Origin of the sequence: Muricoccus radiodurans (genome assembly GCF_050154705.1) — a bacterium.
Classification (GTDB): domain Bacteria; phylum Pseudomonadota; class Alphaproteobacteria; order Acetobacterales; family Acetobacteraceae; genus Roseomonas; species Roseomonas radiodurans.
The window spans coordinates 5,870,917-5,886,709 of sequence record NZ_CP189561.1 but is presented as its reverse complement, the minus strand read 5'-3'; the positions used below and the strand labels follow the sequence as shown (position 1 = coordinate 5,886,709).

Here is a 15,793-nt window from a genome sequence, read left to right as displayed (position 1 = left end):
ATCCTGCCGTTTCCTTACGATCTGTCCACTTCCCAGTGGTCGCGGGGAACCACGTTGGAGGCGCAGGACACGGCGCCTATCGTCATGCGTCTCGGGCGATGGAACGCCCGGACGCTCCATCGGAGGACACGGCCGCTCCATGCCGCTTGAGGAATCGGGCCAGGACCGCGCACGGACGTTGATCCTCCCGCGCCGCCGCAGCCTGCTGCGGGCCGGGTTGGCCCTGCCCGGCCTCGCGCTGCTCGGCTGCGCCGGGGCCCGCGCGGCAGAGGACCCCTTCTCGCTCGGCGTCGCCTCCGGGGAGCCTGGGCCGGATCACGTCGTGCTCTGGACCCGCCTGGCGCCGCAGCCCCGGAACGGTGGCGGCATGGCGCCCGATCCCGTGCCGGTGGACTGGGTGGTCGCGCGGGACCCGGCGCTGCGGGACGTGGCACAGCGCGGTCAGGCGACCGCCGTGCCGGAGGATGCGCACAGCGTCCATGCGGATATCCGCGGGTTGGAGCCCGACCGGCCCTACTGGTACCGCTTCACCGCCCTGGGCGTGGCCAGCCCCGTCGGACGCACGCGCACGGCGCCGCGGGCGGGTGCCATGCCGGCATCGTTGCGCTTCGCCGTCGCGTCCTGCCAGCAATACGAGCACGGCTATTTCGGCGCCTATCGCCACATGGTGGCGGAGGAACCTGACGTCGTCGTCTTCCTCGGCGACTACATCTACGAGGCGTCGTGGGGCCGGAACCTCGTGCGCCACCACGACTCCCCGACCGCGCGCGACCTGGAGGGCTACCGGGACCGCTACGCCCTGTACAAATCCGATCCGGACCTTCAGGCCGCCCATGCCGCGGCCCCCTGGCTGGTGACATGGGACGACCACGAGGTCTCCAACGACTACGCGAACGACCGCGGAGAGCGCGAGCGGGACGAACCGTTCCTGGCGCGCCGCGCCGCCGCCTACAAGGCGTTCTGGGAGCACATGCCGCTGCCGGAATCAGTCCGGCCGCGCGGCGCCTCGGCCCGTATCTTCCGCCGTGCCGATTTCGGCGACTTGGCCGCGTTTCACATCCTGGACGACCGGCAGTACCGCGACCACCAGCCCTGCCAGCGCCCCGACCGCGGCGGCGCGACGCGCGTGCGCGCGGGAGAGTGCGCCGAGCGGGACGACCCCGCCCGCTCCCTGCTGGGGCTGGAGCAGGAGCGCTGGCTTCGGGACGGTCTCGCATCTTCAAGTGCCCGCTGGAATATCCTGGCGCAGCAGACCCGGATGGCGCGGCTCGGCGGCGGGGACCCGCCGGTCTATTGGACCGATGGCTGGGACGGATACCCCGCCGCGCGGCGCCGCCTGATGGACGCACTGACCGAGACGCGCGCGCGGAACCCGATCGTGATCGGGGGCGACATCCACGCGCATCTCGTCGCGGAACTGCGGCCGGATTTCGACCGGCCGGAGACGCCGCCCGTCGCAGTGGAGTTCACCGGCACCTCCATCACCAGCCAGGGCGGCCGCTATCGCGAGACCTATCCCAACGAGCCGCACATCGCCTACGCCAACGGCGATCACCGGGGCTATGTGACCGTGGCTTTGACACCCGGCGCCGCCCAGGCGGAGTTGCGCGCCGTCGCCAGTGTCGCGGACCGGAACACCGGGATCTCCACCCTCCGGCGCTATCGCGTGGAGAGTGGACGATCTGGACTTTTGCCGTCCTGACGCCCTTGCCGCCTCGCCGAGGCGGGCGAATAGTCCCCCCTTCGCAGTTGCGGGACGGATGGCATGGCGCGTTGGCGGGTCGGCGTGGATTCCGGGGGCACCTTCACGGATGTCTGCCTCTTCGATGAGGAGGCCGGGCGCGTGGAGGTTTGGAAGGTGTCCTCCACGCCCGACGATCCCTCCCGCGGGATTGCGCAGGGCGTGGAGGAAGGGATGCGCCGCGTGGCGCCGGAGGCCGGCGACCAGCCCGGCGCGCCAGTCGCCTATTTCGGCCACGGCACGACGGTCGCGACCAATGCGCTGATCCAGCACAAGGGCGTCCGCACCGGGTTGGTGACGACGGACGGCTTCCGGGACCTGCTGGAGATCGGACGGCAGAAGCGTCCGGACCTCTACGACATGCAGGCGGACAAGCCACCCACCCTCGTCTCCCGCGACCTTCGCTTCGAGGTGCCGGAGCGCGTGCGCTACACCGGCGAGATCGAGACGCCGCTGGACGAGGAGCGCGTGCGCGCCGCCGCGCGCGCCCTGAAGCAGGCGGGCGTGAAGGCAGTCGCCGTCTCCTTCCTCTACGGCTTCATCCGGCCGGAGCATGAGCGCCGCGCGGTGGAGATCATCCGGGAGGAGCACCCGGACGCCTTCATCAGCGCCGGCCACGAGATCGCGCCCGAGTTCCGGGAGTATGAGCGTCTCTCGACCGTGGTGCTGAACGCCTATCTCGGCCCGGTCATGCGGAGCTACATCGAGCGGCTGACGCCGCGGCTGCGCGACCTCGGCATGACGACGACGCCGCATCTGACGCAGTCCAACGGCGGCGTCATCGGTTTCTCCATGGCCGCCGAGATGCCGGTGCGGACGATCCTGTCCGGGCCGTCCACGGGTGTCGTCGGCGCGCAGGCGATCGGGGCACTGTCCGGCTTCCCGGATCTCATCACCTTCGACATGGGGGGTACGTCCACGGACGTCGCGCTGTTGCAGGGCGGGTCCTGCAAGCTGGCATCGGAAGCCACCGTCCACGGCTACCCGATCAAGGCGCCGATGCTGGATATCCACACCGTCGGCGCCGGCGGCGGCTCCATCGCCTATATCGATGCGGGCGGGCTGCTGAAGGTGGGGCCGCGGAGCTGCGGTGCCGATCCCGGCCCGGTCTGCTACGCCAAGGGCAACACGGAACCGGCGACGACCGACGCCAACGTCGTGCTTCAGACGCTGAACCCGGAATACCTGCTCGGCGGCCGGATGCCGGTGCGGCAGGACCTGGCGCGCGCGGCCATCGCGAAGCTGGCGGACCGGCTCGGCCTCGGCGTCATGGAGACGGCGCAGGGCATTTTGTCGGTTGTGACAGCGAACATGGCGCGGGCGATCCGGGTTATCTCCGTCCAGCGCGGCCACGATCCGCGCGACTACACGCTGATGGCCTTCGGCGGGGCCGGCCCGCTGCACGCGGCGCGGCTGGCGCGGGAACTGGACATGCGGCGTGTGCTCGTGCCGCGCAATCCCGGCATCCTCTGCGCCATGGGGCTGCTGCTGACCGACCTGCGCGCCGACTTCGCCGCCACGCGTCTGATGGCGGCCTCCGCGGATTCCGTGCCCGACGTCGCCGCCGCCTTCGACGACCTGACGGCCCGCGCCGAATCCTGGTTCGCGCATGAGGGGATCGCGCCGGAGAACCGGCGCCTGACCCGCACCGCCGACCTGCGCTACACCGGCCAGAACTACGAGCTGGCCGTGCCGCTGCCGAACGGTCCGGTCACCGCCGCGACGATCGAGGCGCTCTCCGCCGGCTTCGCGGAGGAGCACCGCCAGCGCTACGGCTTCGTCGCGGAGGAGGAGCCGATCCAGATCGTCACCCTGCGCCTGGAGGCGACGGGCCTCGTTCGCAAGGCGGAGCTGCGATCCCACCCGATGGCGGGGCCGGATGCGTCCGGCGCCATCACCGGCCAGCGGCAGGTCTGGTTTCCGGAGGCAGGCGACTTCGTCTCCACCCCGATCTACGACCGGGAGGGGCTGAAGCCCGGCAACACCTTCGCCGGTCCCGCGGTGGTGGAGCAGATGGACGCCACCACCGTCGTGCCCCCGGGGATGACGGCGCGGGTGGACAGCTACCTCAACCTCATCCTGGAAGACGCCTGATGGACGCGGCGCCGACCCTCGACCCCATCACGGTGGAGGTGATCGGCGCCGCCCTCTCTTCCATCGTCGAGGAAACCGGGGAGGCGCTGATCCGCGCCTCCTACTCCACCAACATCAAGGAGCGGCGGGACTGCTCCACCGCCCTGTTCGACACGGACGGGAACACGCTCTGCCAGGCCGAGCACATTCCGATTCACCTGGGCAGCTTCATCGGCATCGTGCCGCACATCCTGTCCCTGCACGACGTGGCGGAGATGCGGCCGGGCGACGTCTTCGTCGGCAACGACGCCTATGCCGGCGGCGGCACCCACCTGCCGGACATCGTCCTCGCCGAGCCGATCTTTGTGGAAGGCCGCATCGCCGCCTGGACGGTGAACCTCGCCCACCACTCCGATTTCGCCGATCGCGGCCACGCGCATATCTATCAGGAGGGGCTGCGCATCCCGCCCGTGCGGCTCTACCGCGCGGGGGTGCTGCAGAAGGACATCCAAGACCTGATCCTGCTGAACTGTCAGGTGCCGCGGGAGCGCCTGTCAGACCTGCGGGCGCAGATGGCGGCGAACCGGGTGGGGGTGCAGCGCTTCGGCGACCTCTGCGCCCGCTATGGTGTGGACACGGTGCTGGCCGCCGGCCGGGCGCTGCTGGACTATGCAGAGCGGAAGATGCGCGCAGGCATCGCCGCCATGCCGGACGGCACCTGGCACTTCGAAGACCTCTACGAGAGCGCCGAAGTCACGACGCCCCTGCGCCTGACCGTCGAGGTGACGATCCGCGGCGACACCATGGCGCTGCATTTCGACGGGCCGCCCCAGCTTCGCGCCGGGCTGAACATGACCCGCACGGCGCTGCTCGCCACCGCCTATTACGCCGTGAAGTCGGTGGTGGACCCGACCATCCTGCCGAATGCCGGGCTGATGCGCCCCCTGATGATCACGGCGCGGGAGGGCACGGTGCTGAGTTGCACCCACCCCGCGGCGGTGAACGGCCGCATCCAGACCTGCCAGCGCGTGTCGGACCTCATCCTCGGCGCGCTCGCCCAGGCGGTGCCGGACCGCGTCACCGCCTGCTCCAACTCCGCCTGCACCGTGGCCAGTTTCATCGGGCAGCGGGAGGGGGGCGATCTGTGGGTCTATCTGGAGACGATGGGCGGCGGCTCCGGCGCGCGTCCCAACAAGGACGGGCTGGATGGGGTGCATGTCCACACCACCAACACCTCCAACCTGCCGGTGGAGGCGCTGGAGAACGAGTATCCCCTGACCCTCGTCCGCTACGAGTTGGTGGAGGGCTCGGGCGGCGTCGGGCAGCATCGCGGCGGCATGGGGCTGCGGCGCGTCTACCGGGCGGATGCGGATTGCCGCGTGCGCGTGGACGTGACCCGGCTGCGATCGGAGAGTTGGGGCCTGTTCGGCGGCGGTCCGGGCGGCCATGGCGCGATCGAGTGCGGGCCCGGCGTGACCTTCGCCCGCGACGACGCCGCGCTGAAGGCGGGCCAGTGGTTCGCCGTCGTCAGCCCCGGCGCGGGCGGCTACGGTCCCCCGGCGGGGCGCCGCCCCGAGGATGTCGCGCGCGACCTGGCGGAGGGCGTGATCGCCCCCGCCGTCGCGCGAGAGGCCTATCACCACCCTTAGACGAAGGAGCGTTCCGGATGGTCCCGACCCTCTCCCGCCGTGCCGCCATCGGTGCGGCCGCCGCGCTGCCCTTCCTGAAGATGCCCGGTGCCCGGGCGCGCACGCCGGGGGTGCTGACCTTCGGCCTGTCGAGTTTCCCGCCCTCCATCCAGCCCTGGGTGAATGGCGGCACGGCGGCGGCGACCGTGAAGCTGATGATCTATCGCGGCCTCACCTCCTACGGCACGGACGGGCAGCTGCGGGGCGAGCTGGCGGAATCCTGGTCGCAGGAGGGCAATGCCTGGACCTTCCGCCTGCGCGACGCGACCTTCCAGAATGGCGAGAAGGTGACCGCCGCGGACGTGAAGTGGACGATCGAGCAGGTCGCGGCCGAGCGCTCCACCGCCTATTTCCGCGCGGAGATGCAGGGCGTGGACCGGGTGGAGACGCCCGATGACCGCACCGTGCGGATCGTTACGAAGCAGCCCGTGGTAACGTTGCCCATCTGGATGGCGAGCTACCACCTGCCGATCATCTCCCGGAACTCGGCGCGCGGCACCTTCGTCGGCGCGGGACCGTTCATCCTGAAGAACCAGGAACGCGGCGTCTCGCTCGAACTGGAGCCCTTCACCGGCTACTATCGACCCGGCCTGCCGCGCCTGAAGGGGCTGAAGGTCACCGCCTATCCGGATGAGAACCTGCGCGTCGCGGCGCTGCAATCCGGGGACGTGGATCTCGTGGAATACGTGCCCTGGCAGAACATGGACGCGATCGCCGCCAATCCCGCGCTGAAGCTGGATGCGGTGGACGGGGCCTTCATGTTCCTTGTCTTCAACGGCTCCAAGCCGCCCTTCAACGACGCGCGCGTCCGCCGCGCTGTGGCGCATGCCGTGCGCCGGGATGATCTGGTGCGCGCCGCCTTCTTCGGCCGCGGCTCCCCGCTGGAACAGTTGCCCGTCCCGGAGTCCAGCCGCTTTTACAACGCCGAGTTCAAGCATGGATGGCGCTACGACCCCGACCTGTCGAAGCGCCTGCTGGCCGAGGCGGGGCACGCGAACGGCATCACCTGCTCCATCCTCTCCACCGCGCAATACGGGATGCACAAGGACACGGCGGAGGTGGTGCAGCAGCATTTGGCCGCCGTGGGCATCAACGCGACGCTGAACCTGCCGGACTGGGCCACGCGCATCACGCTCGGCAATCGCGGCCAGTATGATCTGGCGGTGATGGGCACGGCGGCGGACAGCAACGATCCGGACGGGATCGCCAACTTCATCGATGGCAGCCTGTCGCCCTCCTATGTCCGCTCCTTCGGGTTAAAGGTGGACCGGATCACGGAGCTGCTGAACGCCGGCCGCGCCGAGTTCGACGAGGCGAAGCGCCGCGACATCTACCGGGAGATGGAGCGCATCGCGATCGAGCAGGCGCCGATGGTCGGCCTGACCTGGCGCAGCCAGGGCTACGCCATGCGGCGGGAGGTGACAGGCTTCCAGAACCTGCCGGGGGCGCTGACCTTCTACTCCGGCCTCACCTTCGAGACGGCCAACGTCACGTGAAGGTCACGCGCGCGCAGATCTACCTCGCCGAGATCGACGGCCGGAAGCCGATCATCCTCCGGCTCTGGACGGATGACGGCACCTGGGGCCTCGGCGAGGCAGCGCTGGCCTATGGCATCGGCGCGGCCGGTGCCGTGGCCACGATGGAGGAGATGCTGCGACGGATCGTGATCGGCCGTGATCCGCACGCGGTCGAGGCGATCTGGAGCGATCTCTACGACCACACCTTCTGGGCCAAGGGCGGCGGCCCCATCGTCTTCGCCGCCATCAGCGCGATCGAGACGGCGCTGTGGGACATCAAGGCGCGCTCGCTCGGCGTGCCGGTGTATCAGCTGCTCGGCGGCGCCTACCGGCACCAGGTGCGCTGCTACGCCAATGGCTGGTCCTTCCGCGCCGTGACGCCGGACGAGACCGCCCGCGCCGCGGAGATGCCGCTGAAGGCCGGCTACGACGCGCTGAAGTTCTACCCGCTGGCAACGCCCATCAAGAATCACCCGAACGGCGTCTTCGCCCACGTCTCCCGCCGCGAGTTCGACCGCGACTTCGAGCGGCTGGCGGTGGCCCGCGTCCGCGCCGTCCGGGACGCCGTCGGCCCCGACGTGGAGCTGATGGTGGACATGAGCGGCGAGCTGACCACCGACGCCATCATTCGCCTGGGCCAGCAGTTGCAGGAGTTCAACCTCACCTTCCTCGAGGAGCCGGTGGACGCCTTCGACACCGACGCGATGAAGATCGTGGCGGACAAGCTGGACGTGCCCATCGCGGCGGGCGAGCGGCTCTACACCCGCTACGGCTTCCGGCGGCTCTTCGAGCTGCGGGCGGCTGCCATCGTGCAGCCGGATATCGGCACCGTGGGCGGTCTGATGGAGACGAAGAAGATCGCCGCCATCGCCGAGATGTACAACATGCGCGTGCAGCCGCACCTCTGCGCGGGGCCGGTGGCCACGGCCGCCGCGCTGCAACTGGATGCCTGCATCCCGAACTTCCTGATCCAGGAAATGTACCCCTTCCGCGTGCCGGAGCACTTCGCCCTGGTGGACGCGCCCCTGGAACCGCAGATCCGCGGCGGCAGGGTGGCGATCCCGGATCGGCCGGGGCTCGGGGTGGAACTGGTGGAATCGAAGGTCGCGCCCTTCCTGCGCGCCGAGGTTGGATCCGACTGACATGCAGACCGATGTTCTTCCCGGCGTCTTTGCGCGCCGCGATCCCGCTGGTGCAGTAGCACCCGTGCTGTTCGACATCCCCCGCAGCGGCGGCGAGTACCCGCGCGCCTTCCGCAGCGTCGCATCGCTGACGGACCTCCAGCGCTCCATCTCCATGTATGTGGAGGAACTGTACGCCAACGTGACGGAGGCGGGCGCCACCTGGCTCTACGCCCTCTTCCCCAACGCCTTCATCGATCCGAACCGGCACGCGCTGGACATCGACCCAGCCGCGCTGGAAGGGGAATGGCCGGAGCCCTTGCAGCCCTCCGCCAAGACGAAGGCGGGCATCGGCCTGATCCCGATGGTCTGCGCCGGCACGAAGCCGATCTATGACGGCAAGCTCAGCGTGGCCGAGGTGCAGTGGCGGCTGAACGACTACTACCTGCCCTATCACCGGGAACTCGCGCGCCTGCTGGCCGGCTTTCGCGCCGATCACGGGGTGGCGTATCACCTGAGCTGCCACTCGATGCCGGCGGTGGCCGCGGACACCGGCGTGCGCCGCTCCCACTTCGACCTTGGCGACCGCAACGGCACGACCTGCGGGCCGGAGCTGGTGGAAGTGGTGGAGCACACGCTGAGGGGATTCGGCTACGAGGTCACGCGCAACACCCACTTCATCGGCGCGGAATGCGTGCGCCAGCACGGCAACCCCGCAGGCGGCGTCCACAGTCTGCAGATCGAGATGAACCGTGGCCTGTTCATGGACGAGGCCGCCCGCACCCGCGGCCCCGGCCTCGCCCAGGTGCGGGAACACCTGACCGAGGTGGCGCGGGCGGTCGTGGCCCTCGCGCGGGAGAAGCCGGCGCGCTGAGGCCGGGTCAGATCACCCGGATCGGCGATCCCGCCATGAAGGCGCGGATGTCCTCCACCGCGCCGGCGTAGAACTTCTCGTAGTTCTGCCGCGTGACGTAGCCGAGATGCGGCGTCAGCACGCTGTTCGGCAGGTCGGCCAGGGGATCGCCGGGGCCGACCGGCTCCTGGTCATAGACGTCCAGCGCGGCGCCGGCGATGCGGCGGGCCCGCACCGCCTCGGCCAGCGCCGCCGCATCCACGATCGGCCCGCGGGAGGTGTTCACGAGGTAGGCGGTCGGCTTCATCAGCGCGATATCCGCTGCCCCGACCGTCCCGCGTGACCGCGCCGAGAGGACGAGGTGCACCGTCACCACGTCCGCCTCCCGGAACAGCGCCTCCTTGCTCACGCGCGTGGCGCCGGCCTTCTCCGCCGTCTCGTCGGTCAGGTTCGTGCTCCAGGCGATGACGCGCATGTCGAAGGCGCGCGCCACCCGCGCCACGCGCTGCCCCAGCCGGCCGAGGCCGACGATACCGAGCGTCTTGCCTTCCAGCCCATCGCCGATGGCAGCCTGCCAGCCGCCCTGCCGCAACGACCGATCATTCTCTGGAATCCGGCGAACCAGCCCGAGGATCAGCGCCCAGGTCAGTTCTGAGGTCGGCGAGCCCATCCCCTCCGTGCCGCAGAAGATGATGCCGCGCTCGCGGCAGGCCTCGGCGTCCACGGAGGCGTTGCGGCCCGCCGTCGTGATCAGCAATTTTAGCTTCGGCAGCCGCTCGATCAGCGCGCGCGGGAACGGCGTGCGCTCCCGCGTCAGGACGATGGCGTCGTAGGGCTGGAGCCGCGCGGCCAGCGCGTCCTGGTCGGTGATGGTGTCGCGGAAGACGTCATACGGAACGCCCAGCGAATCCCAATCCGCCAGGCCCGGCACGACGCCGAGGTAGTCGTCCAGGATGGCGATGCGGCTCAGCTGGGTCATGCACCCTCTCCCGTCAGGAAGTCGAAGTCGCAGCCGCGATCGGCCTGCAGCACGGTGTCGTGGAACAGCTTCGCGTAGCCGCGCTTCGGCCCCGGCGCGGGCGGCGGCGCCTCGGCCGCGCGGCGGGACAGTTCGGCGTCATCCACCATCAGGGTCAGGGATCGCGCTTCCACATCCAGCGCGATCCGGTCGCCCGTGCGGACGAGGTTGAGCGGCCCGCCCACGGCGCTCTCCGGCGTGACATGCAGCACGATCGTGCCGAAGGCCGTGCCGGACATGCGCGCGTCGGAGATGCGGACCATGTCCTTCACCCCGGCCTGGGCGAGCTTCTTCGGAATGGGCAGATAGCCCGCCTCCGGCATGCCCGGCGCGCCCTTGGGACCCGCGTTGCGGAGCACCAGCACGTCGTCCGCGCTCACGTCCAGCGCAGGATCGTCCACACGGTTCGTCAGGTCCTCCACGCTGTCGAAGACCACGGCCCGGCCGGTGTGCTTCAGCAGGGACGGCGTGGCGGCCGCGTGCTTGATGACGGCGCCGCCGGGGCAGAGATTGCCGTGCAGCACCGCCATGCCGCCCGTTTGCTTCAGCGGGTTGCTGCGCGGGCGGATAACGGTCTGGTCGGGGACATCCTCGGCCAGCGCCAGGTAGTCCCGCAGCGTGCCGCCCATCACGGTCGGCGCGTCGAGGTCCAGGAAGGGCTCCAGCTCCTGCAACAGGCGCGGCACGGCGCCGGCGTGGTGCAGGTGCTCCATGTAGTGGTCGCCGGAGGGCTTGAGGTCCACCAGCACGGGCACCTCCCGCCCGATGCGGTCGAACTCCTCCAGGTCCACACGCAGACCCACGCGCCCGGCGATGGCGGCCAGATGCACCAGCCCGTTGGTGGAGCCGCCGATCGCCTGCAACACCGTCATGGCGTTGCGCAGCGACCCCTGCGTCAGCAGCGCTTGCGGCACGGGGCCGCCGCGCTTCGCCATCTCCACCGCCACGCGACCGCTCGCCTCGGCGCAGCGCAGGCGCTCGGCGTGCGGGGCGGGGATGGCGGCGGAGTGCGGCAGGGACAGGCCCATCGCCTCGATCATGCAGGCCATGGTGCTGGCCGTCCCCATCACCATGCAGGTCCCGACCGAGGGCGCGAGCCGGCCGCTGATGACCTCGATCTCCGCCTCGTCGATCCTGCCGGCGCGGTGCTGACCCCAGAGGCGGCGGCAATCCGTGCAGGCGCCCAATACCTCCCCGCGGTGGTGGCCCACCACCATCGGTCCCACCGGCAGCACGATCGCCGGGATGCCGGCGGAGGCCGCGCCCATGATCTGCGCCGGCAGCGTCTTGTCGCAGCCGCCGATGAGCACGACCGCGTCCATCGGCTGGGCGCGGACGAGTTCCTCCGTGTCCATCGCCATCAGGTTGCGAAGGTACATGGAGGTGGGGTGGGAGAAGGATTCGTGGATGCTGATCGTCGGGAAGGCCATGGGCAGCCCGCCCGAGAGCATCACGCCCCGCCGCACCGCCTCGATCAGCTGGGGCGCGTTGCCGTGGCAGGGGTTGAAGTCGGAGGCGGTGTCGGTGATGCCGATGATCGGCCGGTCCAGCGCGTCATCCGAATAGCCCGCGGCTTTGATGAAGGCCTTCCGCAGGAAGAGCGAGAAGCCGGAATCGCCGTAGCTCGTCAGTCCTTTTCGCAATCCGGTGGCCATGGCGCGTTCCCCTCATTGTCCCGTGCAGGCTAGATCAGGCGCGCGGAAATGCCAGATGGCCAGGGTCCTGTCATGGGGTAGGCTTCCTGCAAAGCCTCGGGGGAAGCGGCCATGCGGCTGGGGATCAGGATGTTCGGGGCGGCAGTGATCGCCGTGGGGCTGATGGCCGGCCCGGCGCGGGCCGACGATCCCCCGCGTGATGCCTTCTACTGGCTGAACGAAATGAACAAGGCCTCCGCCGTTATGGTGATGGAGACGGGGATCGTTCCCCGTCCCCTCGGCGCCCGGATCGCGGACAGCATCCGCCAGGTGATCGAGCAGGGCGCGCGGCCCGGCGCGCAGCGCTCGGCCGACTACCTCGTGGTGGAGCGCGGCCTGATCGCGGCCGGGGGGCCGGACGTGACGCGGCTGCATTCCGGCCGCAGCCGCCAGGATATCGGCGCCACCTACGGCGTGCTCTTCCTGCGGGAGGACGTGCTGGACCTGCTGGACGCCCTGGGCGCGGCGCGGGAGGCGGTGCTGGCCATGGCCGCGCGCAACCCGGACAGCATCATGCCCGCCTATACCTGGGGCGTGCAGGCGCAGCCGATCTCCTTCGGCCATTACATGCTGGGCTACGCCGCCGCCCTGTCCCGCGCCGCCACCCGGCTGCGGGAGGGCTATGCGCGGGTGAACCTCTCGCCGCTCGGCGCGGCGGCGCTCGGCACCTCCTCCTTCCCGGTGGACCGGCCGCGGCTGGCGGCGCTGCTCGGCTTCGACGGCGTGCTGGAGAACTCGCTGGACGCGAACCAGATCTCCGCCATGGACATCCGGGCGGAACTCGACAACGCTGCCGCCACGGGCGCGCTGACCGTGGGCATGCTGATCGCCGACATCACGCAGCAATACGCCCAGACCCGCCCCTGGCTGATCCTGACGGAAGGCAGCGAGACCGGCGTGAGCAGCATCATGCCGCAGAAGCGGAACCCCTCCGGCCTCGTGTTCCTGCGGATGCTGTCCAGCAACGTGGTGTCCGGGGCGCAGATGTACGCGATGCGCGCGCACAACGTTCCTTCCGGCATGCACGACTACAAGGTCTTCGGCCCGGACGCGGTGCTGCGGGATGCGGCGCGGATGTACCAGAACCTCGCCGGCGTGCTGTCCGCCCTGCGCTTCGATCCGGAGCGGGCCCTCGCCGAGGTGAACGACGACTACTCCACCACCACGGAGCTGGCGGACGTGCTGCAGCGGGAGGCGGACGTGCCCTTCCGCATCGGCCACCACTTCGCCTCGGACCTCGTGACCTATGGCCGCAGGAACCGCCTGCGCGCCTCCGAGATCCCCTTCGCCGAGGCGCAGCGCATCTACGCCGAGGCGGCGCGGGGCTTCGGCCAGACCGATGCCCGCCTGCCGCTGACCGAGGAACGCTTCCGGGAATCCCTCTCGGCCGAAGGCATGGTGCGGGCCAGCCGCGGCCTGGGCGGCCCGCAGCCCTCCGAGGTACAGCGGATGCTGACCGTCCAGCGAGCGGCGCTGGAGGGAGACCGCGCCTGGATCGCCGCCGCCCGCGCCCGCCTGCAGGCGGCCGAGCGCGAGCGCGACGCCGCCTTCGCCCGCCTCTCCTCGCCCTGAACGGCTACAGGAGGCGCGGCTGCGGGCCGGGTGCCGGATCCTCCGTCGCCCGCGTCACGGCGTCCCCGATCCGGATGGGACCGCCCTCCAGCACGCGGGCGGTGATGCCGCCATGGCCACGCACGGCGTTGTAGCCGCCCGGTCCCAGCTCCTCCTCCATGCGGGAGCAGGGGTGAGCCTCGCCGGTCCATTCCAGCAGCGCGGTGCCGACACGGAAGCAACGGCCCTTCAGCGCGGTCAGATTGACTCCGGTGACGACGAGATTCCGGCGCAGCCGCTCCGGCCCTACGGCCTCGCGCCCGAGGAAGGAGGCGATGGCGTTCAGGTGCTCCTGCGCGATGAGCGTCACCTCGCGCTTCCCACCCGTGCCGGCGTAGCGATCCCCCGCGAGCCCCCTCCCCTCCTCGGCCAGGACCTACTCCACCACCTGCACCGGCATCCGCCGGGCTGGGCGCAGGCCAATCCAGGCGACGCGCCCCGGCGCGACCGGCCCGTCCAATAACCGCGCGAGGACCGAACCTGGCGGAGGCGGCGTCCAGCCCCGGCGTGCCGCGCTCAGGCCGCCTCCAGCTTCTCGGAGAGTTCCAGCCACTCCTCTTCCAGCTTCGCCGTGACGTCGGCGATGGCCTTCCGGCGGGTGTTCGCCCAGACGATGTCGGAGGGCTTGAAGCGGGCATAGCTCGCGGGGTCGGACAGCTTGCGGGCCAGGAGCTCCTCCTCCAACCGCAGCTTCTCCATCCGCGCCTCGATCTCCTTCACGCGCTCCCGCAGCGGCGCCTGGGCGGCGCGGGCGGCAGCGCGGGACGCGGCGGTGGGCCGGGCGGGGCCGTCATCCCCGCGCGCGGCGGCGCGGGCCTCGCTGCGCGCCTCCCGCGCCCGGCCGGCGAGCCAGGCCTTGTAGTCGGCCAGATCGCCGTCGAAGGGCTTCACCTGACCGTCCGCCACCAGCCAGAGCCGATCCGCCGCCAGCTCCACCATGTGCGGGTCGTGGGTGATGAGGACCACCGCGCCGTTGTAGTCGGCGAGCGCGCGGACCATCGCCTCGCGCGCGTCGATGTCCAGGTGGTTCGTCGGCTCGTCGAGGATGAGGAGCTGCGGGGCGTCGCGCGTGGTCAGGGCCAGCAGCAGCCGCGCCTTCTCCCCGCCGGAGCAGTCGCTGATCTTCGTCGTCGCCCGGTCCACGTCGAGGCCGAAGCGGGCGAGCTGGGCGCGCACCTGCGTCACCGTCGCCTTCGGCATGGCGTCCTGCATGTGGCTCAGCGGCGTGCCGTCGGGGTTCAGCGCCTCGGCCTGGTGCTGGTCGAAGTAGCCGATCTTCAGCCGGGGGGCGCGGCGGACCTCGCCGCCCATCGGCTCCAGCTTGCCGGCGATCAGCTTCGCGAGGGTGGACTTGCCGTTGCCATTGGCCCCCAGCAACGCGATCCGGTCATCCTGGTCCAGCCGCAGCTCCAGATCCTGCAGCACCACGCGGTTGCCGTAGCCGGCGCGGGCCTTGAACATCGTCAGGATCGGCGGAGGCACCTCGGGCGGCTGGGGGAACTCGAAGCGGGTCGGGCCGTCCTCCACCGTGGCGACGATGGGGGGCAGCTTCTCCAGCGCCTTCAGGCGGGACTGGGCCTGGCGCGCCTTGCTCGCCTTCGCGCGGAAGCGGTCCACGAAGGCCTGCATGTGGGCGCGCTCGGCGGCGATCTTCACGTTGGCCGCGGCCTGCTGCGCCATCCGTTCCGTCCGGATTCGGACGAACTCGGAATAGCCGCCGGGGTAGGTCGTGATCTTCCCCCGGTCCAGATGGGCGATGCTGTCCACGCATTCGTCCAGCACCTCCCGGTCGTGGGAGATGATGATGGCGGCCCCGGGAAAGCGGCGGAGCCAGCCCTCCAGCCAGAGCGTCGCCTCCAGGTCGAGGTGGTTCGTCGGCTCGTCCAGCAGCAGCAGGTCGGGTTCCAGCGACAGGGCGCAGGCCAGCGCCACCCGCATCCGCCAGCCGCCCGAATACTCGGCGACGGTCCGCTGCTGGGCCGCGGCGTCGAAGCCCAGCCCCGACAGGACCGAGGCCGCCCGGGCCGGCGCGGCGTCGGCGCCGATGGCGATTAGCCGCTCCTGCACCTCGGCGGCGCGGGAGGGGTCGCCATGCTCCATCTCCGCCAGCAGGGCGGCGCGCTCCGTGTCGGCGGCCAGGACGGTGTCAATCAGGGAGACATCGGTGCCCGGCTGTTCCTGCGCCACATGGGCCATGCGGGCGCGGGCCGCGATGCGGATCTCTCCGCCATCGGGCTGCAGGGTCCCGGTCAGGACGCGAAACAGGGTGGACTTCCCCGCGCCGTTGCGCCCGACAAGGCCCAGCTTCCGGCCGGGGTCGAGCTGCAGCCCGGCGCCGTCTAGCAGGACGCGCCCGGCCATCCGGATCGTCAGGTCTCGGATCGTGAGGACGGTCATGCGGCGGCTTCTAGACCGGCGCGCCGCCCGGCGGAATGCCGATCCCGCCGGCGACGAATCCGGGAGGAACCCTCGATTTC

Annotated in this window: 11 protein-coding genes; 7 read left to right on the top strand and 4 right to left on the bottom strand. The window is 70.7% G+C overall.

Annotated elements, in window-relative coordinates:
• The first annotated feature begins 139 nt into the window (after positions 1–139).
• The 6 genes from ACP6CK_RS27325 (at position 140) to ACP6CK_RS27300 (ending at position 9,014) form a co-directional block, all read left to right on the top strand.
• Positions 140–1,702, top strand: a complete 1,563-nt coding sequence (locus tag ACP6CK_RS27325; protein ID WP_426956489.1) for an alkaline phosphatase D family protein — start codon at positions 140–142, stop codon at positions 1,700–1,702.
• 63 nt (positions 1,703–1,765) lie between these two features.
• Positions 1,766–3,835, top strand: a complete 2,070-nt coding sequence (locus tag ACP6CK_RS27320) for a hydantoinase/oxoprolinase family protein (protein WP_426956488.1) — start codon at positions 1,766–1,768, stop codon at positions 3,833–3,835.
• Positions 3,835–5,463 carry a hydantoinase B/oxoprolinase family protein gene (locus ACP6CK_RS27315; protein ID WP_426956487.1) on the top strand — a complete coding sequence of 543 codons (1,629 nt, stop codon included), beginning with the start codon at positions 3,835–3,837 and terminating at the stop codon, positions 5,461–5,463. Before ACP6CK_RS27320 ends, ACP6CK_RS27315 begins: the two co-directional genes overlap by 1 nt.
• Positions 5,464–5,480: 17 nt before the next feature.
• Entirely contained in the window at positions 5,481–6,998 is a 1,518-nt protein-coding gene (locus tag ACP6CK_RS27310; RefSeq protein WP_426956486.1) for an ABC transporter substrate-binding protein, read from the top strand.
• Positions 6,995–8,161, top strand: coding sequence for a mandelate racemase/muconate lactonizing enzyme family protein (locus ACP6CK_RS27305; RefSeq protein WP_426956485.1), 1,167 nt, complete (start codon positions 6,995–6,997; stop codon positions 8,159–8,161). Before ACP6CK_RS27310 ends, ACP6CK_RS27305 begins: the two co-directional genes overlap by 4 nt.
• A gap of 1 nt (position 8,162) precedes the next feature.
• On the top strand, positions 8,163–9,014 hold the full coding sequence (locus tag ACP6CK_RS27300; protein ID WP_426956484.1) for an N-formylglutamate amidohydrolase: 852 nt from the start codon (positions 8,163–8,165) through the stop codon (positions 9,012–9,014).
• Between the two features lie 7 nt (positions 9,015–9,021).
• On the opposite strand, the gene ACP6CK_RS27295 is transcribed toward ACP6CK_RS27300, so the two are convergent.
• Both ACP6CK_RS27295 and ACP6CK_RS27290 read right to left on the bottom strand, forming a co-directional pair.
• Positions 9,022–9,972 (bottom strand): D-2-hydroxyacid dehydrogenase family protein, encoded by a 951-nt coding sequence (locus tag ACP6CK_RS27295; RefSeq protein WP_426956483.1) that lies wholly within the window; start codon positions 9,970–9,972, stop codon positions 9,022–9,024.
• Positions 9,969–11,666, bottom strand: a complete 1,698-nt coding sequence (locus tag ACP6CK_RS27290) for an IlvD/Edd family dehydratase (protein WP_426956482.1) — start codon at positions 11,664–11,666, stop codon at positions 9,969–9,971. The genes ACP6CK_RS27295 and ACP6CK_RS27290 overlap by 4 nt, the downstream gene beginning before the upstream one ends.
• Before the next feature lie 111 nt (positions 11,667–11,777).
• Between ACP6CK_RS27290 and ACP6CK_RS27285 the strand changes: the two genes are divergently transcribed.
• The gene (locus ACP6CK_RS27285; protein WP_426956481.1) at positions 11,778–13,277 is read left to right on the top strand and encodes a lyase family protein; all 1,500 of its coding nucleotides are present in this window, start codon (positions 11,778–11,780) and stop codon (positions 13,275–13,277) included.
• A 4-nt stretch (positions 13,278–13,281) separates the two neighbouring features.
• Here ACP6CK_RS27285 and ACP6CK_RS27280 read toward each other — a convergent pair whose 3' ends face one another.
• Positions 13,282–13,689: an MOSC domain-containing protein gene (locus ACP6CK_RS27280; protein WP_426959989.1), complete on the bottom strand. Its 408-nt coding sequence runs from the start codon at positions 13,687–13,689 to the stop codon at positions 13,282–13,284.
• Positions 13,690–13,832: 143 nt separating this feature from the next.
• The gene (locus ACP6CK_RS27275) at positions 13,833–15,713 is read right to left on the bottom strand and encodes an ABC-F family ATP-binding cassette domain-containing protein (RefSeq protein WP_426956480.1); all 1,881 of its coding nucleotides are present in this window, start codon (positions 15,711–15,713) and stop codon (positions 13,833–13,835) included.
• Positions 15,714–15,793: the final 80 nt, after the last annotated feature.

What these genes read in the sequence shown, in the direction of transcription:
- ACP6CK_RS27315 (WP_426956487.1), top strand. Translation starts at nt 3,835, where the DNA reads ATGGACGCGGCGCCGACCCTCGACCCCATCACGGTGGAGGTGATCGGC.
- ACP6CK_RS27285 (WP_426956481.1), top strand. Translation starts at nt 11,778, where the DNA reads ATGCGGCTGGGGATCAGGATGTTCGGGGCGGCAGTGATCGCCGTGGGG.
- ACP6CK_RS27290 (WP_426956482.1), bottom strand. Translation starts at nt 11,666, where the DNA reads ATGGCCACCGGATTGCGAAAAGGACTGACGAGCTACGGCGATTCCGGC.
- ACP6CK_RS27325 (WP_426956489.1), top strand. Translation starts at nt 140, where the DNA reads ATGCCGCTTGAGGAATCGGGCCAGGACCGCGCACGGACGTTGATCCTC.
- ACP6CK_RS27275 (WP_426956480.1), bottom strand. Translation starts at nt 15,713, where the DNA reads ATGACCGTCCTCACGATCCGAGACCTGACGATCCGGATGGCCGGGCGC.
- ACP6CK_RS27310 (WP_426956486.1), top strand. Translation starts at nt 5,481, where the DNA reads ATGGTCCCGACCCTCTCCCGCCGTGCCGCCATCGGTGCGGCCGCCGCG.
- ACP6CK_RS27295 (WP_426956483.1), bottom strand. Translation starts at nt 9,972, where the DNA reads ATGACCCAGCTGAGCCGCATCGCCATCCTGGACGACTACCTCGGCGTC.
- ACP6CK_RS27320 (WP_426956488.1), top strand. Translation starts at nt 1,766, where the DNA reads ATGGCGCGTTGGCGGGTCGGCGTGGATTCCGGGGGCACCTTCACGGAT.
- ACP6CK_RS27300 (WP_426956484.1), top strand. Translation starts at nt 8,163, where the DNA reads ATGCAGACCGATGTTCTTCCCGGCGTCTTTGCGCGCCGCGATCCCGCT.